Origin of the sequence: Flavobacterium soyae (genome assembly GCF_045348165.1) — a bacterium.
Classification (GTDB): domain Bacteria; phylum Bacteroidota; class Bacteroidia; order Flavobacteriales; family Flavobacteriaceae; genus Flavobacterium; species Flavobacterium soyae.
The window spans coordinates 175,675-199,249 of record NZ_CP150845.1; the positions used below are offsets into that span (position 1 = coordinate 175,675).

Genomic DNA, 23,575 nt, shown 5'->3' on the forward strand with positions numbered 1-23,575 from the left:
AATATAAAATGAAAAAACAAATTATACTGCTATTTTTATTTGTTGGAATATTTCAAGTTTCAGCACAAAAATATGCGACAAAAACAGGAAACTTAAAGTTTGAAGCTTCTGTTCCTTCTTTTGAAGAAGTTGCAGCAGAAAATAAAAATACATCTGCTATTTTAGATTCAGGAACGGGAGATATTGCCGTATTAACACTTATGAAAGGATTTCGTTTTAAGGTTGCTTTAATGGAGGAACACTTTAATGAAAATTATGTAGAATCAGACAAGTTTCCAAAAGCATCATTTAAAGGAAAAATCGAAGATTTTGATGCTTCAAAACTTTCATCTGCAGCTAAAGCAGTTAAAATTTCGGGAGATTTAACCTTACACGGAAAAACAAAAAAAATTACTGTAAATGCTAAAATTTCAAAATCTGATGATAAGATTACAGTAACAGGAAGTTTTGAAGCAAAAGCAGAAGATTTTGCTATTGAAATTCCAAAACTGGTTTCTAAAAAAGTCGCAGATAAAGTAAATGTAAATTTTAACCTGCCGCTTACAAAAATGTAATTTTTTTTAGTTTATGATTTGTTATTTAAAAGTGCTAAATTTTTCAATTTAGCACTTTTTTATATTACTACAGCATTATTTCCCTACTGTTTGCTGCAACTGAGCAGGATATCGATCTCCCTGTATTGTGGTTTGGGCAAATGCATCGTCAATTTTTTTAACATCATCTGCAGATAAATTAATTGAAGCTCCGCCAATATTTTCTGTTAATCGATGTGATTTTGTTGTACCTGGAATTGGTGCAATCCACGGTTTTTGCGCCAGCAGCCAGCCCAATGCAATTTGTGCAGGTGTTGCCTGTTTTTGAGAAGCAATTGCGGCCAGTAAATCGACTAATTTTTGATTCGCTTTTCTGTTTTCTTCACTAAAACGAGGCAGATTATTTCTAAAATCTGTCGCTTCAAAACTGGTACTTTCAGTTATTGCTCCGGTTAAAAACCCTCTTCCTAACGGACTAAACGGTACAAAACCAATTCCTAATTCTTCAAGTACCGGTATAATTTCTAACTCCGGTTCTCGCCACCAAATAGAATATTCGCTTTGCAAAGCTGAAACCGGCTGAACCGCATGCGCTTTTCTAATTGATGCCGCACCCGCTTCAGAAAGTCCAAAGTATTTTACTTTTCCTTCTTGTATAAGATCTTTAACAGTTCCTGCAACATCCTCTATCGGCACATTTTGATCTACTCTATGCTGATAAAATAAATCAATAACATCTGTTTTTAAATGTCTTAAAGATTCTTCGGCAACAGCCCTGATATTTTCTGGCCGGCTGTCTTGTCCGTTAAATGCATTTCCGCCTTTAAAACCAAATTTGGTCGCAATAACAACATCTTTTCGAAACGGCGCCAGAGCCTCTCCTACTAATTCTTCATTGGCAATACCATAAGCTTCGGCAGTATCAAAAAAAGTAATTCCCTGTTCGTATGCTTCTCTAATTATTTTTATTCCATGCTGCTTGTCTACCGCTGTACCGTAAGCAAAACTTAATCCCATACAGCCCAATCCTAATGCAGAAACCTCTAGTCCTTGTGTTCCTAATATTCTCTTTTCCATAATTTTATTTATATAAAAGTTTATTGTTATTTTTAACAGTACAAATTTCCTTTAATAAAACCAGTCGTATATAATACAGATTACTGCTATTATTACCATTTTTACTGATTTGAATAATCACACTAAGTTATTAATAATCTGAATAGTATATTTGTGCAGCTATTTTTATAAAGAGATCATGGACCAAATAAAACTCGAACAAGTTACACAGTATAATCAATTAAAAGGTGTTGAAATGCAGCATCCTTTAATTAGTGTTTTTGATAATTCTAACAGTAAAGCACTGCCCAATCATACCCGCCTGCACTTTGGTTTTTATGCTGTATTTTTAAAAGGCGGTCATTGCGGTGAATTAAAATACGGGCGTAATATTTATGATTACGATGATGGCACAATGGTTTTTGTAGCACCCGGACAAGTACTCGAGGTTAATAATACAGACAATTATAAATCTACAGCTTTGACATTACTTTTTCATCCTGATTTGATAAAAGGAACTGCGCTGGCAAAAAATATAAATCAATATTCGTTTTTTTCTTATGATTCGCACGAAGCACTTCATTTATCTTTAAAAGAACAGCAAATCATAAAAGATTTATTTAGTAAACTGGAATATGAATTAAGCCAGTCAATTGACAAACACAGCAAAAATATTATAAGCAATACAATTGATTTGCTTTTAAATCATTGCGTGCGTTTTTATGACAGGCAGTTTATAACCCGCGAAAACATCAATTCTGATATTTTATCAAAGTTTGAGAATTTATTAAACGACTATTTTCAATCTCAAATGGCACAAGATTCTGGTTTGCCTTCTGTTGGATATTTTGCAGACCATTTACATCTTTCGCCAAATTATTTTGGAGATTTAATCAAAAAAGAAACAGGAAAATCAGCTCAGGAACACATTCATCTTAAGTTGATAAATCTGGCAAAAGAACGAATTTTTGATGCAGAAAAATCAGTTAGTCAGATTGCCTCAGAATTAGGGTTTAAATATCCACAGCATTTTAATCGAATGTTTAAAAAAAATACCGGTTACACCCCAATAGAATATAGAAACCTAAACTAAAAGAATGCTGGACAACTTCCCTTTTTATCTTGGTCTGTTAATTATCATTTTATTGCTCATTATGCTGGGCAATAAAATAAAAGTAGCTTATCCAGTACTTTTGGTACTGGCAGGATTGGTAATCAGTTTTATTCCGGGTGTTCCCGCTATAAATATCGAGCCTGAATTGATATTTTTTATTTTCCTGCCCCCGTTATTATACGAAGCTGCGTGGACAGTTTCATGGAAAGAGTTATGGCGCTGGCGGCGCATTATTACAAGTTTTGCTTTTATAGTCGTTTTCATCTCGGCACTTTCAGTCGCATTAGTGGCTAATTATTTTATTCCGGGCTTTTCATTAGCATTAGGTTTTGTTTTAGGCGGCATTGTATCGCCTCCAGATGCCGTAAGTGCCGGAGCAATTTTAAAATTTGTTAAAGTACCCAAAACCATTTCGTCAATATTAGAAGGCGAAAGTTTATTGAATGACGCCTCTTCTCTTATTATTTTCAGATTTGCCATGATTGCTGTAGCAACAGAGCAGTTTATATTTTACAAAGCCGCAATAAGTTTTAGCTGGATGATTTTTGGCGGCGTTGCAATAGGTTTATTAATAGGGTGGCTTTTTATGAAAGCCCACAAATATCTGCCAACTGACGCTAATGCAGATATCGTTCTGTCATTACTAACACCGTATATCATTTATCTGGCTGCCGAAGAAGTTCATAGTTCCGGAGTATTGGCCGTTGTAAGCTGCGGATTGCTTTTGTCTAATAACAGGCACCGCTTTTTGAGCAGCAAATCCCGCGTTCAGGGTACAAATGTTTGGGAAAGTTTTTGTTTTATATTAAATGGATTGGTTTTTATGCTGATTGGATTAGATCTGCCTCAAATTACCAAAGGACTTGAAGAAGTAAGCCTTATGACAGCAATTGGATATGGCGTTCTGATTACAGTTGTTTTAATTGTAAGCCGAATAATATCTTCTTATGGTGCAGTAATTGTCACATTAATTGCCCGAAATTTTATCACGGTTGCAGACAGAAGACATCCCGGTTACAAAACACCTTTTATACTCGGCTGGACCGGAATGCGCGGTGTTGTTTCATTAGCCGCTGCATTATCGATACCCGTTTATTTGAATAATGGCAACGGATTTCCGCAGCGTAATCTTATCTTATTTATCACTTTTATTGTTATTCTTTTGACTTTATTAATTCAGGGATTAACGCTTCCTTATTTTATCAGAAAAATTAAACTGCCTAATATCTACGATCCTGTGCCTCATGATGAGGCTTATAATCAAGTACGACAAGAATTAGCTCAATTTGCCTTGCATTATTTAAAAACTAATTATGACGGTCAGGTAGAAAATAATACCTCATTGCAGCATCTTATTCAAAAATGGGAACAGCATATTAAAGGAATCGATAATGAATCAATAAGCCAGGATCTAAAACATATTTATCTTGATTTATTAAACCAGCAAAGACAGTGGCTTATAAATAAAAACAAAGAAGATCAAACTTTAGACGAATCTATTATACGCGCGCAGATGCATTATCTGGATATTGAAGAAGAAAAACTGCGATATCTTTAGAAGTCATTTCAGTAATAAAACCTGCTGTTTTACATTATAAAGTTTATCTCTTTAATTCTTAAAATAATTATTTAAGAGCGAGAAAAACAAATACCGGCAGAGAATTTAATAGAAATAAAGTTTTTTTTCGTTATCAAAATTGTTAACTTGTTATAGCATTAGAAGTTATTTTCTGCAAAATAATTCTAATACTAGATAAAAATGCATCTATTTTACTGTATTTAAAAAATAAAATTATGCGAGTATCAGTAGTCCGAAAAAATATAAAATTCACCCCAGATTCCAGAAGAGTTGTTGCCCGATATTTTATGAATGGTTATGAGCGAACCCAGCAAATGGTACTTCGAATCATGACGCTGGATGAAAAACAAGTATCAGAAACCTTAGAGCAGACCCTTCGCGAATTTGCCAGACGCCACCGAAATATTTCGTCTATATTTTTTAGGCACTGTGAAAAAATCAGACCTATAATAGAAGCCATGCAGGTAGATTACGAAGCGATGTCCCTTAATCGAAAAATGCTTATTGGTTCTTATTGTACAATGGAATATGCGATAGAATCTGCGGCCATTTTTAATCCCTCAATTGTAGAAGATTTTGATCAGTCGGGTTTAGAGACCGGCGAAAAACGTGTTATTATTTCTTTCCGTGCCACTGGTGAAGGTCATATTTCATCAATTGTTTTTAGAAGAGGAATTCTGGACAAAGACAACAACCTTCAAATAATGAAAATTGGGCATCATATTGATAAGGCCGAAATTGAACACAAAACCGTATTCAATAAGGAACGCTTTTTAACAAAATTGATTGAAATGCATACGCAGGATAAGTATATCGATCAAATTATGCAGGATTTACCGAATGAATTTGAGTTTGCTATCCTTAAAAATTTACTGACTACGGCTTTGAGTGATCCGTCGATTCTTCAGGAAAGAAGAGTTGCACTGGAAGAAATACTCTGGTTAGCCAATTCTTTTTATGATTTACAATTCAAACACGATTCTGATATTACCGAACGTGTTATATTTCCGATATCCGATTCTGAAAGCCGCGGAATTGAAGACGCTCGTTTTGTCCGTTTTGTTGATGATGACAATTCCGTTCGCGTTATGGCTACTTATACGGCCTATAACGGTCACGCCATTTTACCAAAACTAATTTCTACAGAAGATTTTTATTCTTTTAGAGTAATGCCTTTGCATGGAGAAGGGGCTCAAAATAAAAACCTTGCCTTGTTTCCAAGAAAGATAAAAGGAAAGTATGCCATGCTTGCCCGAATCGACGGCGTAAACAATTACATTATGTATTCGAACCGGGCTACACAATGGAACGCTCCTGTTTTATTACAGCAGCCTCGTTACACCTGGGAACTTACCCAAATAGGAAATTGCGGTTCACCGCTTTGGACAGAAGAAGGCTGGCTTGTAATTACACACGGTGTTGGTACAATGCGACGCTATTGTATAGGTGCATCACTTTTTGATCTTGACGATCCGTCAAAAGAAATTGGAAGACTCAGCGAACCTTTGCTTTCACCACTCGAAGACGAACGAGAAGGTTATGTACCCAATGTTGTATATTCCTGCGGTGCAATTATTCATAATAACAGCTTGATATTACCTTATGCGGTTTCTGATTATTCGTCTACTTATGGTGTGGTTGATCTGGTTGAATTGTTGGATGCTTTGAAGAAGAGTAAATAGAAATTGTAAATTTTTATTTAAACTGCTTTTATTTGTTTTTGGAATGAAATTTTATCGTTTCAAAATTAAAAATATGGTCTGGAGAAGGGCTAAAATTTAGTACCCTAAATTGTATCAAAAATTTAAGCTAAAGCTAACAATAACAAAGCTTTTCTTAATAATTATCTTGCTTATAATAAAATAGTTAAAGTTTAAAAACAGGTATAAATACCTGGTCCAATTTTTTTTTGAATATTTATACATTGCACTAACAGTTATGAAAAATTTTTATAACCCCCTTAAGATTATTTTTCAATTCTTTTTTTGATAAAATTGAGACTACTGTATTAGCGAATAATAAATAAAGAATCGAAAAAGCTAAAGCAATGAATTTTGAAAAAGGACAAGATGTATCCTACACAACTTTAAGTGGGAGATCTTACAGGGCTATTGTATTAGAGAGAAAAATAGATTTTAAAAAAGGACTTATCAAAAAATCTGCAATGAAAGAAATGACATTTCATTACTTGATTGAGGTTTTTAGAAATGATCTTAGGGAACAAATTCTTTGTTCAGAGGAGCAGATAAAGGTTTTGGAGCAAAAGTTATGTGTGAAAAAAGCGGCTTAGTATCTGTTTTTTGCTTTATCGGAATTTACCAATTTCTCCTTCATTATTTTGTTAGCTTGGATTTGTTATATATTAAAATCAGGTGTTTATACTTACTCTTTATTTAATAATTATTGAGATGTTTGTTATGTTATGGAAAACCATAAAACAATTCATCTGAAAAGATTCAACTTTGTTAAGTATAAAATTTAATAATTTAAAATAAAAAATTATGAAAGCACTACTTCTAACTCTTCTTATTTTCATTTTTTCAAACTTCAAATTAATTGCTCAAATTGAAGCAACAACAAATGATGGAAAAAAGATAATATTGAATAATGATGGTACATGGAAATTTAAAGAATCCTCAACTAAAAAAACTAATGAAACTGATGCAACAACAGATAATTGTAGCAAATACATAGTAACTCAAGTGGATAAGATGACTGGTAGATCAAGTACATCTTCGAAAAAAATACTTATTGTATCAAAAGACGGAGGAAAAAAGGGGTTTGGAATATTTCTATTGAAAAGCGACAAATCAATAATTTTGAGTATTCAAGCAGTTGGAGCTGGTGGTTGTATTGATGATGACGGCAAAATGAATGTTTTATTTAGAGATGGGACTAGACTAGAGCTATCTAATGACGGAAAATTTAATTGTGAATCAAAATATACTCAATATTTTGGTGGAGGATTTGCGCATGAAGAAGAACTATCATTGTTCCAAACAAAAGAAATTGAAACTATTAGAATCTGGACTTCCAAAAGTTTTGTCGAAGAAAATTTCACTGATGCGCAAAGCATCGAATTAATGAAAAGCTTTAATTGTCTTAGTAATTAAAAATCTATAGAATGCAAAATGATAGATTACGAAATAAAAAATTGGAATATACCCTTAAAAAATATTTAGGCTGTTTTAAAGAATAAATATAAATCTATTTCAAAAACCACATTAAATCCCAATCAAATAAAAGTTTATATATAAATAAGCTTGTCAAAACAGTTTTACCAACAATAGAAGAGACATTTGTACGGACAATAAAAAAATTATTTTCTGCCTCGAAGACATTCACTACGTAGATATTGCTATGTCTACACTAAAACATCTTCATTATTAAATCCTAAAATCTTACCATAAGCTATAGCAGCTTTATGCACCTGAACAAACCAGTCTTCGGCAGCATTATCATCTGCACCATCAGAAATATATTTGAGACATAAAAACGGAATATTCTCTTTCATTGCAATCATCGCCAAAACATAGGCTTCCATATCTACAACATTATAGGCATCAGAACAATGTCCCATTTCAAAATTATCCCCTGTTCCGCAAATCCCTTCTTTCAATCCATCCATGTTCAAACCATATTCCAGAACAGGAGGCAGCCCGGATAATGGCGTTTCATATTGTGCATAACCTAATCCCTGAACATCCATATCTCTTTGTACAAACTTAGTACAACAGATAACCTCTCCTTTTTGAAAAAAGCTGCTTCCCGCAGATCCTAAATTAATTATTAATGCAGGTTTTTTATACTGAATTGCTTTAGACAATTCATAAGCTGCATTAACTTTTCCAATCCCTGTAATCAATGTTTTATAGCTTTTAAAAACTTCTGCCGCTTCAGATTCAAGAGCAAAAGAAAACAATATATCATCAATGGCAAAAAATTGGTTTTTATTAATTTGTATCATGAGTAATTAGGTTTTTCAGTCAGCAAAAATACGCTTAAAAAAGTTTTTTTGTTTAGTGTATTTCTTCTAATTCAAAAAACCACGTTAAAATCCCAATCAAATAACAGTTTTTCCATATAAAAAAATATATTTGTCAAAAGCAGTTTTCCCAAGAACCGAAAAGACATTTGTATGGATAATGAAAAATTTATTTTCTGCCTTGAAGGCGTACAGGACGTAGATGCCGTTATGACTACTGATGTGGTTAAAAATCTGGAAGAAATTGCTATTGACCAGGGAATTGCAAGTATTTATAAAGCCTGCGATACAATTGAAGGTTTAGAAGAAAGCTTGAACACACTGCTTTATGACGATCATAATTTTAAGGATTATGAAATCATTTATCTTGTAATGCCGGGACAGGAAAACAACATCTGCCTTCATGATTATTACTACAGCCTCGAAGAAATAGCCGAGCTTTTTGAAGGAAAAATGAAAGGAAAAATTATTCATTTTGCCAATAAAAAAAGGCTCGATCTCAACGATGAAGAGGCACAATATTTTCTGGATATTACAGGCGCGCGGGCCATTTCGGGTTACGGAGCTGCTTACAATAAAATTGCCAGCTGCAGTACGATCGATAAAGTGTTTTTTAGCTTATATCAGGAAAACGACGATCTTACCGAAGTTGTAGAAGATTTGTACCAAAAACATTATGCGCTTTGCAAATTACTAGATTTTAGATTGTATTATTAGGTATGAAAGCAAAGACAGTTGAAAAAATAAAAACCTACGAGGCAAAGGGATTTCGGGAGAAATTTCTTGGTGAGGACAATCCTATTCATTTGCTTTTCAAATCAAATTCGGATCATTTTTTTTGTTTAAAAACAAACGAAATAATGCAATTGCAAATTCCTGTTCCTCCTTGTAAACACAGCTGTCATACTTTAGTATTTGTAGCATCTGGTTCGCATACTATGAAAATAGGTTATGAAGAATATTGTACTATTGCTAATGAAATTATCGTAGTTCCGGCTGATCAGGTTTTTTCAATAAAAAATGTACAAAACACATATACTGGATATGTCTGTCAGTTTCACCCTGATATTTTAATTCGGAAATATGGAAGCCGCGAAATGCTGAACGAATTTGATTTTTTGAAAATTTCAGGAAATCCAAAAATTACTTTAGCACCAGAAGACGTTTCAAATATTATAGCTGTTTTAGACCGGCTGCAAAAAGAATATTCTGAAACGCCGACTGCCAACCTGAATATTGTGCAGTCGTATTTGATTGCTTTGTTTTATGAAATGAACAAAAATTCGGTTAAGAATACTAAAAGCATTTCGGCCGCTGAGGTTATTACGAACAAGTTCAAAGAGTTGATTCATCAGCATATTAAAACCCATCATTTAGTTCATTATTATGCTTCAATGCTTAATGTTACACCAAATCATTTAAATAAATCTGTCCGGACAGTTACAGGAAAATCGGCCGCAAAATGGATTGACGAAACCATATTATTAGAAGCCAAATATCTGTTGTTTCAAACCTCGCTTTCTGTAAGTGAAATCGCAATACAAGTAGGGCTCGATGACCAATCGTACTTTAGCCGTTTTTTTAAAAAACATGAAGGAATTAGTCCTATTCAATACCGAAAAATGATTGATAAATCCTAATTATTGATTATTGAATCCTAATAAATAGCAAGACTTTTTTCAGAAATTTGCATCTCAAAAAATGCATATTATGATTTATGTTTTTAAAACTTCCGTTGACAATCGATCCAAATTTGAGTCGGCTTCTGCCCTTCTTCAGGAATTACTCCCAAATACTTTATGGAATTTTGATCTCGAGGACTGCGATAATATTTTAAGAATTGACAGCGAACTTGACATTCCCAATTTAATTCAAAACAACGGCATTTTTGATTGTATCGAATTAGAATAAAATCAAATTACTTTCTCCTCATTTCAATTTCTTCATCCCTTTTAATGGAAACAAAATTATACCAAAACCGAACTTTTGATACAATAGATTACTCAGAACAAAGTTTATCAAATACCGAATTTGTCAACTGCGAATTCATTAACTGTAATTTCTCTAAAAGCGATTTAAGCCATAATGATTTTTTGGATTCTACTTTTAAAAACTGCAATCTTTCGCTGGCAGTTCTTAAAAACACGGGATTAAAAAATATAAAATTTATTGGCTGTAAATTGATGGGTTTGGATTTTAGTGCAAGTAACAGCTTTTTGTTTGCAATGAGTTTTCAGGACTGCCTTTTAGATTATTCGACTTTCATTTATAAAAAATTAAAGAAAACGAACTTTATTGACTGTTCTCTAAAAGATGTCGATTTCTCAAATACTGATTTGTCTTTGGCAATATTTAAAAATTGTGATTTATTGAATGCCACTTTCGTGGAATGTATTCTGGAAAAAACCGATTTCAGGTCTTCGAGAAATTACGCTTTTGATCCTTCTGAAAATAAAATTAAAGGAACTAAGGTTTCGCACACCGCGCTTGCGGGATTGCTTGAAAAATTTGATTTGGAGATTGAGTGAGTTAAAAGGGTTTCAAGTTTCGACATGCGAAACTTTGTCAAAGTTGGAAAACACAAAAAGGGATGCTGTCTGCATCCCTTTTTAAACCAATATAAAAAAATGAATTTATTTAATCCAGCCAGCGCGGATCTCCAATTTGGTTGTCGATCAGGGTTTGGTTTTTTACTGTAAAATCACCACTTGCTGCATTTACAAATTGCGGATCTGCTGTAGTTCCTGAGGCATCGATTTTATTTAAAGGAATCGCTGCATCCATAAAACTTGGGGCGTTGTAATAATAGGTTTTACTAAATACCGGTTGAACTGTATTTGCTTGATTGGTATAAATCGCAGTTGTCCCTGCTATCAAAGTATTTTTTACTGTTGAAGCATTATCTAAGAATCTAACATATAAAATTCTTTTTGGAGCTGCAGTATTTGATACATTATACAATGTACATTTATCAATTAAAATATTGGTTACTAAGCCTGTTCCAGACAAGTTAGCAGCAGCATCGACTCTAATAAAATCACGAGCTGTAGAACAACTGTCGAATGTGCTGTTTTTAAGCACTATACTTGCGACGTGGGTATTTCTGAAATCGATAAAATCAGCACCAACATTTGTATTTACATTTTTAACGATGCTGTTATCAACCGTAAATGATGCCAATTTTGCGTTTGTTACATTAGCAGCAATTAAGGCACGAGTATAGTCATGGATAATACTTTTGCTGATTAAAATATCTCCATAAGTTGATACTGCCCCGGCAATTGTTATTACGGCTGCATTGTTCAACCCTGTTCCATTCAAATCTAAATCTACTAATGAAAGATTTGTAACTCCCGGATTGACTGTAAACTTGACATTTAGTTTTGGCTTATCAGCTGTTTTTAATCCTCTTATAATAAGCGACTTATTTAAAATTATCTCACCGGTAGTACTAAAAGTTCCCGGCATCAGTAATAATCTTGAACCAGCAGGTGCGGCTGCAATGCTTGCTTCTAAATCATCTCCCGGATTCACTACAATACCATTGGTTATATCAATTCCGGTTGTAAAAACTGCAGTTCCTCTTGTTTTGGTTCCGTTTAGTAATGTTGCTGTATAGGCTGTTTCACCAGTAAGTCCGTTTACGACTGCGACTCCCGCTGTTTTTTCTGCAGGTGTTATAGTGTGAATGATATTACCCGGAGCAACAGAAATTTGTGTAACGTTGCTATTTGGTGTCCATCTCAAAGTAACAAATTTAGCATCGATATCAGCATCCTGAACCGGGAAGAAAATTTGCTCAGAAAGTGTAGTTGCCGTAGTTACTGACCATTTTGAATCTTCCAATCCTGTTGAACCAACTGCTTTTACTCTTATCGAATAAACTGTTTCTCCTTCTAAAGCTACCTGTATTGGTAATTGTGCTGGTGCAACATTTATGGTTTTAAAAATGGTTTTAAATTCCGGATCATCTGCACTAAATTCTACTATATAATGATCTACTGTATTATCATCTTCTTTTACAGTCCAGTTTAATTCGACTGTAGTCTGATTTCTGACTTTTGCAGTTAAACCAATTGGAGAAAATTCCCTGCTTACCTCTAAGGTATCTACAACACCTTCATTATAACTTTCGCAGCCCGAAATAACAGCAGTCAGCAGTACTGAAGCTATTAATCCTTTTATTATATATTTTGCTTTCATAAACATAATGCCTTATAATTAATAAATAATTGTGAGAGATTAATAACCGTAATCGTTAGTCAGTTTACCATTACTTCCGTCAATAAACACCTGCCAGATTGGCCAGAATTGTCTGTTATCAGGATTAACACCGGCTTTATACAAACTATTGATTTTTGTATCTGCGGCGGCACCTGTCCATGTCCATGCAATAGAAGAATAAGCAGCTCCCGGATCAACAGTTTCTCCACGGTTTAATCCGTAAATATCTAAGCTGACATTATCCGCTTTAAATTTATAATATAAAGTTGATGGCACTGCGGCATATTCGCCTAAACGCTGTGATAAGTTTGCCATTTTAACTTTGGCTTCGTCCAGTTTAGTTTTAAGAAGATTCCAGCGAATAAGAGCTTGTTTACGTTCCATTTCTCCGGTAAACTCAAATTTATTTTCTTCTACTAATGCTCTAAACATAGCATCTTTGCTTGTTAAGGCATTTACGTAAGCATCAACTTTTACAGCCTGAACTGCTGCCGGAAATGCTCTTCTGCGGATTTTTTTTAAATACGGAGCGGCTGCACTTGGGCCTTCTAATTCATTAGCTGCTTCTGCTGCAATTAAAAGAACCTCAGCATAACGCATATAAATTTTATTTACACCATCATCATTTGATGAAGTAACCCTGCGAGTCATCCATTCGTAACGGTATTTTCCAAAATACCAAGTATTTAATGCCCCTAACTCTTGTTTGGCAATATTGTTTACGGCTGTGCCATATTTGTAGGGAACACAAGTTACATCCCTTCTTGTATCTGCCTGATCGTAATCGTAAAAAACGAAAGGCAGCGGTCCGGCTGTTCCTCCACGATTTGGACCATTGGCATGAAATTGATCGTTTGTCGTATGACGAACTGCAAATGTAAACAGCATACGGCCTCTTCCTTCTGAAAATGGAATTTCCCACAGCGATTCTCCGCCTGCTATTAAATATTCCTCATTGTATTTTTTCCAGAATGTTTCAAATGAGGATTCTAAATGAGCAGATCCACTTTCAATTACCGAACGGGATTCTGCCAATGCCAATGCATACATATTGGCAACAGAAAGCTGCGGATCTGTACTTCTTCTTACTCCGTCAGGATATTGCTGATAACCGCTTGCTGCCATTGCTAAACGGGCACGAAATCCTTTTACGAAAGCTTTATTAATTCTTTCTACACTGCTTGTTGCAGTAGTTTCTCCAGGCCATGGCACTAAGGCTGCAGCTTCGCCTAAATCTTTAAGCAATTGTTTATAGATTTCGTCACGGCTTGTTTTTCCTATGTAAAGTGTTTCATTTGTTAGAGGTTCAAATCGGTACGGAACATCTCCAAAGGCTTTTATCAAATCAGCATAATAAATAGCCCTCAATGTTAAAGCCTCACCTAACAAATATCCTAAGTCTGATCCTGGTGTTGGATTACCGTAAGTACGTAAACCGCGAACACAAAGATTGGCACGCTCAATTCCGGAATACATCATTGCCCAGGTACTATTGGATAAATTCATTACAGAATTATTTGGCTTTGCATCATAGGTACATAAATCTGATCCGTCACTTACAGTCTGAGAAGAATTATACCATTCTACATCTGTATTTAATCCGTAATAAGGAAGAAAACGGCCTCTGTAAGAGTTGGTTTCTCCAAACGGGATTTTAATTCCGTCTATTGCACCTGCAGCTAAATCCGGGCTGGAAAAAATAACTGATTCATCTAATGTTGATTGTGCCGGGGCATCTAAATAGTCATCTGAGCAAGAACAAAAAAGACTTGCAACAAACATTCCTGCTATTAATATTTTATGTTTCATCTTGTGAAAATTTTACTGAATTAAAAATTAAGGTTTAAACCAAATATCAACTGTCTGCTTCTTGGATAAGCCGAATAATCAACCCCGGGAGTAAGTGGTGTATTTCTTCTTGTCGAAGCTTCAGGATCTGGCCCCGTGTATTTAGTCCAGACAAAAACATTACTGGCAGTTAAGTAAAATCTTAACTTAGAAACGCCTAAAGCAGAAGTTAAATCATTTGGTGTAGTATAACCTAAACTTAAAGTATTAAGTCTCAAGAAAGACCCGTCTTCAACAGCCCAGTCACTAAAAACATAACGCGGCATATAAGGAGACCACATTGTAGTATTTGCATTTAAGGCAGTTAACGCCGCAGGATCTGTTACTAACTGTCCTGTGTTTGGATCAAAGTTTGTCCATCTCGTTCCGTCGGCCATTTCAGAATTTAAATTTCTATACTGCCCGTTTGGAACTGAAGTAGAAAATTCAACTTTATTGGCATTGTAAACATCATTTCCAATGCTGTAGTTAAACGCCGCAGAAAGATCAAATCCATAAGCATTTGCATTCAGCACAAAACCACCTGTAGTTTTTGGGTTAGCATTTCCTATAACCGTAAGATCGTTTGCATTTACCTTACCATCACCGTCAATATCTTTCAATTTCATTGCACCTGGTTTCATAGGGCCTACAATTGTAGTACCATCTGCCACCCCGGTTTTTAAAGTATAAGTTCCTGCATTATAGTTGAAATCGGATACTTCGTAACGTCCGTCACTTTTATATCCATACATTACACCTATCGACTGGCCTACATTTACTAAATAATCATTTCCAATAGCGGTAGAAGCCCATCCAGAACTTACACCAAAATTATTCATTACACCAAGTGAGTTAATTTTATTGGTGTTGAATCCAGCATTAAACGATAAGCTTACACCGTATTTTTCTCTTTCAATTAGGTTAAGGTTTAAAGTTGCTTCAACTCCGCTGTTTTGAACTTCACCCATGTTTCTGTACTGATAATCATATCCTCCAGAAATTGGGAAGTTTATTAATAAATCTTGAGTCGTGTTTTTATAGTATTCTACTGATCCTGTAACACGGTTTTTGAATAAGTCGAAATCTAAACCTAAGTTTTGTGTAACAGTAGTTTCCCATTTTAAATCTGGGTTTGCCATTGTTTTAGAAGGTGCCCAGTAATTATCGACACCATTAATCCATGTAGATGTTGTAGATGTAAAACTCTGAACCATTTGTCCTGTTGGGATATTATTGTTCCCTGCTTCACCATAACTTACCCTTAATTTAAGTAAATTAACCCATGAAGCATTTTTCATAAATTCTTCCCCCGAAATTTTCCAGGCTGCCGCAGCTGCCGGAAAAAATCCCCATTTATTATCACCTAAAAATTTACTTGAACCATCGGCACGGTATGTTGCTGTAAAAAGATAACGATCTTTATACTCGTAATTTACACGACCAAAAAACGAAAGCAATTTATCATCTGGAAAATAGAAATTATCCACAGAAACCGGTGTTCCCTGAGTCGTTAACTTTTTTGCCTGATCTAAATCAAATGTTAATGGATAACCATGAATTGCGGTGTTTACCTCATTTCTTTTGTATTCTATAGATTCTTCACCAAAAAGTAATTTTAAAGTATGATTTTCTCCTACTAATTTTTTCAAATCATAGTTAAGCGTATTTGCATTTCTAAAACGAGTATCTTTTCTGTCTCCCAATATCATAGCAGGCATACCTTGTCTTTCTGCTGCCGGATTATTTTTTACGTAATAAGTCGAACGCCCAAAATAACGATAGTCTAAATAATTATAGTTATCCAGACCTAGTTCTGTTTTAAACACTAGATCTGAGGTAAGTTTCCATGAAAAACTCCCCAGCATATTAAAGTTTTTTCTAAACTGCTGACGATCAGTATCAGCAATTGCTACAAAAGGATGTGTCAAATTTTCCGAAACTGCTTCATCTGTATCATCAGTAGTTAAACCCGGAACTGGAATTGGAGCATATCCCACAACAGTTTTTAAACGGGAATCTGCAGATGAAACCTCATTTTGCTCATTCATTCCCCCGCCATTAATTTCAGTATCTGAATAACGTACTGTAAAACTCAAATCGACTTTATCAGAGGCTTTACTGTTTAAAGCCAGCGACAAGTTATTTCTATTAAAATCTGACCCGTTCATGATTGCTTTTTCATCATAATGAGCATAATTGAAATTATAGCTCATTTTCTCTGAACCGCCGCGAATAGATAAGTCACGACTTTGAACTTCGCCTGTACGTCCAAAAACCTGTCTTTGCCAGTCATTACCTTTCATACCTTTGTACATATCATAATCCTGCCATGATCCAAAATATTTCTCATAAGAGCTCAGGTCTGTATTATCCTTAAGCAAAGCATACTCATACTGCCATTTCACGTAATCTTCAGGAGCTGTAACATCTATAGTATTGGCTATTTTTTTCATGCCATAAAACATATTATAGTTTACGGCAATTTTACCATCTTTACCTTTCTTTGTAGTAACAATAACAACTCCATACGCACCTCTCGAACCATATATAGCGGTAGATGATGCATCTTTTAATATTGTCATAGTATCAATATCAGAAGAAGAAATGTCATTAATATTGTTTACCGGAAATCCATCTACTATATATAACGGAGAAGCATCTTGTGTTAAAGAACCGTTTCCACGAATTCTAATCTGTATATTTGAATCTGGCGAACCTTCAGAAGAAGTTACCTGAACTCCCGCTATACGTCCCGTTAAAGCTTCTGCTACGTTAGGAACAGGAATTTTACGCATCTCATTTCCAGAAAATGTAGCCACCGCACCCGTTAAATCAGATTTTTTTGATGTCCCATATCCAATTACAACAACCTCGTTTAAGTTATTTGAATCTTCAGACATAGTTGCATTTACTTTAGTTTTACCTTCTGTTGAAACTTCAATGCTTTTAAATCCTATAAAAGAAAAGCTTAAAACCGCTTTCGGATTGGTTAATTTTAATTTATAGTGACCATCAAAATCAGTAGAAGTCCCGTTCTTCGTTCCTTTTTCCAGTACATTCACTCCTGGCAAAGAAAGTCCGGCTGCATCTTTAACGGTTCCTTCTATTGTTACTGTCTGAGCATGCGCTCGATTGCTCAACAGCAAGCACAATAAAAAAACAAATGCAAAGCAATGATTTGCTCCTTTGTTTAATAAATCTTTAAAATTCATGGTTGTTTGTTTAAGTTAGTAAATTGTTTAAAGTGGTTTTTTGGTTTCTTTTTATGTTTGCAAGCCCAGTCTTTATCAACAATAACAAAGACTTAGATTGTACACTATTTTGGAATTTTAATTATTCTTTTTTGTAAGAATCAAAACTTAGGGCATCTATACTTGAAAAAGTTGTAATCGATTACACAAACATAGATATTTTTTTAATACAAAAAATTAAAATTCATAAAAATTTCATAAATAGAATTGCATATCAAAAATAAAACGGCTTTTTTATACGACTTATGTAATTTTATCGATATATAAATATTAAATATATTATCGTAATTCAATGATTTGTTAGGATTTTTTCTAAAAAAACAATCGATTACAAGCTTACAATTTAAAATATTTTTAAGTGTGTTTTTAACATTTATTTTTAATATAAAAATGATTTTAGGTTTTAATTGATGAATATTTTAACAAGTTTTTTATTTAAAAAAGAAATTCATAATTTAACTTGTGTACTTCAATTGCACCAATTAAACTTCACTAAAAACTCTAAACAATTCCTAAAACAAATTTTGGCACAAAAAAACCCTTAGATTGCTTCTAAGGGTTTGATGTTTATAGAGATATAAAAATTTATGCGCTTTGAAGCCTCAAATCGTTCCTGTGTATTTTTATTAATGTCACGGTTATCAGCATTCCAATAATAGACATTCCAACCCCGATAAGATTTGGAGATTCATAGCCATATCCGGCAGTCAATGGTAATCCGCCCAGAAAAGCTCCAAGGGCATTACCAATATTAAAACTTCCCTGGAGAGAAGCCGAGGCGATCATCTCTGCTCCTTTTGCTGTTCGTATCATCAACATTTGAATTGGTGCAATAACCGAGAAAGAAATAGTACCCGTCAGGAAAGTCAAAAACAAAGAAATATATTGACTTGATGAGAAGAAATAAACCAAAATCAAATCGATTGACATAATAAATAACAAAGCTAAAGTTGTGGGTGCAGGCGAATATTTATCTGCCAGTTTTCCTCCGGCAAAATTTCCAACCACCATACCCAGTCCGGCCAGAATTAAAATATACGAAACATCGCCTTCGCCAAATTTCGAAACATTAATTAATAGCGGCGCAATATAACTGATCCAGGCAAATAATCCTCCAAAACCAATTGCAGTGATTCCGATAATTAACCAAGCTTCGGTTCTCTTGAAAAACTCTAATTGTTTTTTCATATTTACCGTTTCGCCTTTTTCTAACTTTGGCATCCATAAAGAAATAAGCAAAAAGGTTAACAAACCCACGATGGCAATTAATACAAAAGTATAACGCCAGATAAAATTATGACCAATATAGGTTCCAATAGGAACACCAATTAAATTAGCCAGGGTTAAACCCGAAAACATAATAGCAATCGCCTGTGCTTCTTTTCCTTTGTCGGCTAAACGGCTTGCGACTACCGCACCCACTCCAAAAAATGCTCCATGCGGTAATCCCGATAAAAATCGCGAAGCAAATAAAAAATTATAAGAAGGTGCAATAATCGAAAGCGCATTAAAAACCGTTAACATTAAAGCTAAAATTAAAAGCATTTTTTTAGGCGGAAAATTTCTTCCAAGTATTACTAATAAAGGAGCGCCGATAACGACTCCAAGTGCATAAGCAGAAATTAAATATCCGGCAACGGGAATGCTGACTTTCATATCTGAAGCGATATCAGGAAGAAGACCCATCATCACAAATTCGGTTATACCGATAGTTAAACCTCCAAACGAGAGTGCAATAAGACTTTTTTTCATTTTGATTTCATAAGAAAGGGAAAGACTTTCTACGATACAAATTTAACACCATTAAACAAGAAAAAAGTTGTACATTTATAACATAAACTTGTAATAATAAAACATGCCGAAATTAAATCAATTTGAAACTCTTGTCATTCACGAGTTCGAAGATGAAAAATTTCATCTGCCTCCGCATACGCATACCTATTACGAAATCATATATATAAAGAAAGGAAGCGGTGTTCATCACCTCAACAATAATCTTCTTCCATACAAGTCTGGAGACTTATTTGTGATTTCGCCAGAAGACGAGCATTATTTTGATATTAAAAAATCGACCCGCTTTGTTTATATCAAATTCACTGATAATTATTTTAACTCTAAACAAAATTTAACCTGCGATGAATTTTTAATTCACACGCCTGAAAATTTTATGCGGGATAAATTATTAAAGGAAACCGTTTTAAAATTAGATGATCCTTGCAAAACGATTCTTAAAAATACAATCGAAAACATTACGGCTTATAATTGCAAAACCGATGTTTCGACTTCGCCTATTATCTTTTATCAGATTCTTTCGATTTTTGGTGTAATTAAAGAAACTATTAAATGTATGAATCTGCGAATGGAATCGACGCATATCGATAACGAACAAATTGCCACTTATATTCATCAGAATATTTACAATCCGAAATTGGTACAGATAAAAGTTATTGCCAGTCATTTTAATATTGCCGAAACTTATTTTAGTGCTTATTTTAAGAGGACTTTTTCTATCAGTTATCGTGAATACATTAATAATCTACGAACGACTTTAATCGAAAAACGTATTCATAACGACAAACTTTCTATTAAACAAATCGCCTACGAATTTGGTTTTACTGATGAAAGCCATCTTTCGAATTATTTTAAAAAGAAGAAAAACATGAAACCGACTGATTTTAAGAAAACATAAAATTTGAAATCTTAAATAAAGAACAGCTCTTAAAAAAATTATCTAAATTTGTAATTCAAAAGCTTTTACATTGAAGAAAAAAACACACATATTATTTTTCATTTTAACCCTTGGCTTCTTTTTGATGTCCAGTTCAGGTTATGCATGTGGAAAATCTTCTGAAAAAACTTCGTGCGAAAAGAAAGCTTCTTCTAAAAAAGAGAAAACCCATTCTTGTCAGGAAGATTGCTGTAAGAAAGGTCATAATTCTAAAGATCAGCACGGCTGCAATGGAAAATGCGATCATTCGAGCTGTACAACTACTGCTTTGCAATTTAGTCTGCTAACCACAAACGAATTTGAATTCGAAAATAATCTCTTTAATTTCTCATCTGAGAAATCTATATCTTACTATAAAACTGCCGGTATTTCTGATGGTTTTACTTCTATTTGGTTAATTCCTAAAATAAACTAAATTCTATTTCTGACAGCCATAATAGTGTTTTGCCGCTAAGGCACAAAGGCTCGAAGAAATATAAAACTTTGCGTCTCTGCGACTTTGCGAGATTAAAAACATCCTAAATTATTTAACTTAGAGAAAAATTACATTCTCTATCAAAATTTACATACAATGAAAAACTTAATATCAACTATAGCAGCAATAATCACATTATTATTTACTGCAAACACGATTCAGGCAAATGCAATTAAAACAACAGAAACAGGAATTGAAATTGCTGATTCAAGTCAATTACAATCTGTTTATGATGCTTATTTTAATGTAAAAGATGCTTTAATTAAAAGTGATGCAAAATTAACTTCGGCGAAAGCCAAAGATTTATTAGACGCGATTACTGCTATAAAAATGGACAAATTAAAAACTGACGAACATACAGCCTGGATGAAAGTGGTAAAAAAATTAACTGCCGATGCCAAAAGTATTTCGACTTCAACAGATTTAAAAAAGCAGCGTGAGACTTTTAAATCGCTTTCAAAAAACACATATACCTTAATTAAAGTTTCAAAATCAAACGAAGTTGTTTACAAACAATACTGCCCAATGGCCGATGCTGACTGGTTAAGCAAAGAAAAAGCAGTTAAGAATCCGTATTACGGTTCTTCGATGTTAACTTGCGGAAACGTGGTAGAAACTATCAAATAAATATGACGCTCTACATCAAAAACATGGTGTGCGCCCGCTGTAAAATGGTTGTGAAGTCTGAGTTTGAAAAACTCGGACTTCAGACTATTTCTGTAGAATTAGGCGAAGTCGAACTGCAAGATGATATCAATGATTCTCAGAAAGAGATTTTGCTTAAAAACCTGCAGACTTTGGGTTTCGATTTATTGGATGATAAAAAAACCAAAACCATCGAGAAAATTAAAAATCTTATTGTCGATTTGGTTTATCATAAAAATAGCGAACTCAAAGTTAACTTATCTGATTATTTAGCAGAAAACCTAAATCAGGATTATAATTCTTTAAGCAATCTTTTCTCAGAAATTGAAAATACAACTATCGAAAAGTATTTTATCAGCCAGAAAATTGAGAAAGTAAAAGAGTTATTGATTTACAACGAACTATCTTTAAGTGAAATTGCTGATCTTTTAAATTACAGCAACGTAGCGCATTTAAGTAATCAATTCAAGAAAATTACGGGTTTTACACCTACTTATTTCAAACAGCTGAAAGATAAGAAACGTATTCAGATCGAGAATTTGTAATTTTTTTTAACCGCAAAAAGCACAAAGGTTTACGCAAAGTTCGCAAAGATTGTAAACACAGCCAATGGTTTTAATCATTGGAATACAATAAATTTATCATAACATACGTCTCCAAGGTTAAAACCTTGGGCTATGTTTTCTGACAAAGCTTTGCGAACTTTGCGTTTTTTATACATACAGCATATCAAAAATTCCTTGCGCTCTCCTATGTTTGTCAAGTTAATTTACGATGAGTGATCGTTATGTTTAAATTTGCAATAATTAAGTGAAAAGGAATGAGAGTCCATTGGCGCCTAAATAGTTCAAGAAACATATTCTCGCAAAGAAATTACCTCATTCTTTTTTATCTTTTAGAGTCTGAACAGAATGTAAGGAATTATGCAATGCTTAATATCCAGAATATCCAATCAGGAGAAAAGACGAGGGAAGATTCATCACTTTATAATTAAATTTAAAAAGACAAAGATGAGTAAAGCAGTAAAACAAGTAGCAGGAATTGATGTAGCCCAAAAAGAATTAGTGGTTACCTTAGGTCGTCTTTTAGATGATTTTACTATAGAATTATTTGCCTACAGGATATTTAGGAATAACGATTTAGGCTTTAAGTCGCTGGTTGAATGGACAAATTCACTCACTGACAATCAAATCCCTGTTCGATATGTAATGGAAGCCACAGGTGTGTATCATCAGAAATTTGCCTATTATTTATCTGACAATAACCATGAAGCAAGTATTGTGCTGCCTAATAAAATCAGCAATTATATGCGGACTTTGGAGTTAAAAACTATTACAGATAAAAGCTGCTCACAAGCAATAGCCCAATTTGGGTTAGAGAGAAAATTGGATATTTGGAGCAGGCCAAAAGCTGTTTATAGGGAATTGCAGCAGCTAACCCGCGAAAGAGATCAAATAGTACAGGAAAGAAGCATTATTAAAAATCAAATGCATGCCGAAAATGCAGAAGCGGAGCCAAATCAAAAAAGTATGCAGCGAATGCAGTCAAGAATAGGATTTTTAAATTCACAGGAAAAGGAAATCAAAGAAGACATTGCAGGTCTAATAGCTGCAGATCTTAACTTAAAGCAGACCATCGATAAAATCACTTCAATACCTGGAGTTGGAGAATTGACCGCAGTGATTGTTTTGGCAGAAACAAATGGATTTGAACTCATTAGGAATAAATCACAATTAACAAGTTATGCAGGACTTGATGTAAAGGAGAAGCAATCAGGAACCTCAATAAAAGGAAAGCCCAGAATATCAAAAAAGGGAAATCGAAATTTAAGAAAAGCCATGCATCTTCCAGCATTAACTGCAGTAAAATGGGACGATAACTTTAAAGATATATACGCACGACTGGCATCTAAGCATGGCATTAAAATGAAAGCATTGGTAAGCATTCAAAGAAAAATACTAGAACTTATCTATGTTTTATTCAAAAACCAAACTCTTTACAATAAAAACTATACAACAAAAAATAGCGTGAAAACACAAATGGCTTTACACGCTATAGAGACTAGCTCAAAGACTGTCTTGAAAAAACAAAACTAATAAAAATTAAGATTTTAATTTGGAAATCAACACAGAATCTTTGCGGTTAAAAAAAACTT

Annotated in this window: 21 protein-coding genes; 15 read left to right on the forward strand and 6 right to left on the reverse strand. The window is 33.9% G+C overall.

Translation table 11 applies throughout. The annotated features are described in order from the left end of the window. The first annotated feature begins 8 nt into the window (after positions 1-8). A complete protein-coding gene (locus AABD74_RS00845) occupies positions 9-554 on the forward strand; it encodes a YceI family protein (protein WP_232682690.1) in 546 nt (181 codons plus the stop codon). Between the two features lie 75 nt (positions 555-629). Here the strand turns inward: AABD74_RS00845 and AABD74_RS00850 are convergent, their stop codons facing one another. Continuing rightward, the gene (locus AABD74_RS00850; protein ID WP_406844408.1) at positions 630-1,610 is read right to left on the reverse strand and encodes an aldo/keto reductase; all 981 of its coding nucleotides are present in this window, start codon (positions 1,608-1,610) and stop codon (positions 630-632) included. A gap of 178 nt (positions 1,611-1,788) precedes the next feature. Between AABD74_RS00850 and AABD74_RS00855 the strand changes: the two genes are divergently transcribed. The 5 genes from AABD74_RS00855 (at position 1,789) to AABD74_RS00875 (ending at position 7,395) form a co-directional block, all read left to right on the forward strand. After that, complete coding sequence (locus tag AABD74_RS00855) at positions 1,789-2,682, forward strand: AraC family transcriptional regulator (protein WP_232682692.1); 894 nt, start codon at positions 1,789-1,791, stop codon at positions 2,680-2,682. A 4-nt stretch (positions 2,683-2,686) separates the two neighbouring features. Further along, complete coding sequence (locus tag AABD74_RS00860) at positions 2,687-4,261, forward strand: Na+/H+ antiporter (protein WP_406844409.1); 1,575 nt, start codon at positions 2,687-2,689, stop codon at positions 4,259-4,261. A gap of 236 nt (positions 4,262-4,497) precedes the next feature. After that, positions 4,498-5,964, forward strand: a complete 1,467-nt coding sequence (locus AABD74_RS00865) for a glycoside hydrolase family 130 protein (RefSeq protein WP_406844410.1) — start codon at positions 4,498-4,500, stop codon at positions 5,962-5,964. A gap of 365 nt (positions 5,965-6,329) precedes the next feature. Next, on the forward strand, positions 6,330-6,572 hold the full coding sequence (locus AABD74_RS00870) for a hypothetical protein (protein WP_406844411.1): 243 nt from the start codon (positions 6,330-6,332) through the stop codon (positions 6,570-6,572). A gap of 211 nt (positions 6,573-6,783) precedes the next feature. Then, on the forward strand, positions 6,784-7,395 hold the full coding sequence (locus AABD74_RS00875) for a hypothetical protein (protein ID WP_406844412.1): 612 nt from the start codon (positions 6,784-6,786) through the stop codon (positions 7,393-7,395). Positions 7,396-7,646: 251 nt separating this feature from the next. Here the strand turns inward: AABD74_RS00875 and AABD74_RS00880 are convergent, their stop codons facing one another. Continuing rightward, positions 7,647-8,249, reverse strand: a complete 603-nt coding sequence (locus tag AABD74_RS00880) for a nucleosidase (protein ID WP_406844413.1) — start codon at positions 8,247-8,249, stop codon at positions 7,647-7,649. 171 nt (positions 8,250-8,420) lie between these two features. Between AABD74_RS00880 and AABD74_RS00885 the strand changes: the two genes are divergently transcribed. The 4 genes from AABD74_RS00885 to AABD74_RS00900 all read left to right on the forward strand — a co-directional run bounded on the left by AABD74_RS00885 (position 8,421) and on the right by AABD74_RS00900 (position 10,795). Beyond that, entirely contained in the window at positions 8,421-8,984 is a 564-nt protein-coding gene (locus AABD74_RS00885; RefSeq protein WP_232682701.1) for a DUF6642 family protein, read from the forward strand. Positions 8,985-9,127: 143 nt separating this feature from the next. Further along, positions 9,128-9,907, forward strand: a complete 780-nt coding sequence (locus tag AABD74_RS00890) for an AraC family transcriptional regulator (protein WP_232682702.1) — start codon at positions 9,128-9,130, stop codon at positions 9,905-9,907. A 70-nt stretch (positions 9,908-9,977) separates the two neighbouring features. Further along, on the forward strand, positions 9,978-10,178 hold the full coding sequence (locus AABD74_RS00895; RefSeq protein ID WP_053472362.1) for a hypothetical protein: 201 nt from the start codon (positions 9,978-9,980) through the stop codon (positions 10,176-10,178). A 44-nt stretch (positions 10,179-10,222) separates the two neighbouring features. Next, a complete protein-coding gene (locus AABD74_RS00900) occupies positions 10,223-10,795 on the forward strand; it encodes a pentapeptide repeat-containing protein (RefSeq protein ID WP_406844414.1) in 573 nt (190 codons plus the stop codon). 109 nt (positions 10,796-10,904) lie between these two features. On the opposite strand, the gene AABD74_RS00905 is transcribed toward AABD74_RS00900, so the two are convergent. From AABD74_RS00905 to AABD74_RS00920, 4 genes are all read right to left on the reverse strand, one after another. Then, entirely contained in the window at positions 10,905-12,470 is a 1,566-nt protein-coding gene (locus AABD74_RS00905) for a DUF5123 domain-containing protein (RefSeq protein WP_406844415.1), read from the reverse strand. Between the two features lie 39 nt (positions 12,471-12,509). After that, the gene (locus tag AABD74_RS00910) at positions 12,510-14,300 is read right to left on the reverse strand and encodes a RagB/SusD family nutrient uptake outer membrane protein (RefSeq protein ID WP_406844416.1); all 1,791 of its coding nucleotides are present in this window, start codon (positions 14,298-14,300) and stop codon (positions 12,510-12,512) included. Positions 14,301-14,320: 20 nt separating this feature from the next. Beyond that, entirely contained in the window at positions 14,321-17,533 is a 3,213-nt protein-coding gene (locus AABD74_RS00915; RefSeq protein WP_406844417.1) for a SusC/RagA family TonB-linked outer membrane protein, read from the reverse strand. Between the two features lie 624 nt (positions 17,534-18,157). Beyond that, positions 18,158-19,324 carry an MFS transporter gene (locus AABD74_RS00920; protein WP_406844418.1) on the reverse strand — a complete coding sequence of 389 codons (1,167 nt, stop codon included), beginning with the start codon at positions 19,322-19,324 and terminating at the stop codon, positions 18,158-18,160. A 103-nt stretch (positions 19,325-19,427) separates the two neighbouring features. On the opposite strand from AABD74_RS00920, the gene AABD74_RS00925 reads away from it, so the two are divergent. From AABD74_RS00925 to AABD74_RS00945, 5 genes are all read left to right on the forward strand, one after another. Continuing rightward, a complete protein-coding gene (locus AABD74_RS00925; protein WP_232682709.1) occupies positions 19,428-20,261 on the forward strand; it encodes an AraC family transcriptional regulator in 834 nt (277 codons plus the stop codon). Between the two features lie 70 nt (positions 20,262-20,331). Further along, the gene (locus tag AABD74_RS00930; protein ID WP_406844419.1) at positions 20,332-20,715 is read left to right on the forward strand and encodes a hypothetical protein; all 384 of its coding nucleotides are present in this window, start codon (positions 20,332-20,334) and stop codon (positions 20,713-20,715) included. Positions 20,716-20,871: 156 nt separating this feature from the next. Continuing rightward, positions 20,872-21,402 (forward strand): DUF3347 domain-containing protein, encoded by a 531-nt coding sequence (locus AABD74_RS00935; RefSeq protein WP_406844420.1) that lies wholly within the window; start codon positions 20,872-20,874, stop codon positions 21,400-21,402. Positions 21,403-21,404: 2 nt separating this feature from the next. After that, on the forward strand, positions 21,405-21,965 hold the full coding sequence (locus AABD74_RS00940) for a helix-turn-helix domain-containing protein (protein WP_406844421.1): 561 nt from the start codon (positions 21,405-21,407) through the stop codon (positions 21,963-21,965). 465 nt (positions 21,966-22,430) lie between these two features. Beyond that, positions 22,431-23,516: an IS110 family transposase gene (locus tag AABD74_RS00945; RefSeq protein WP_406843547.1), complete on the forward strand. Its 1,086-nt coding sequence runs from the start codon at positions 22,431-22,433 to the stop codon at positions 23,514-23,516. The last annotated feature ends 59 nt before the right edge of the window (positions 23,517-23,575 follow it).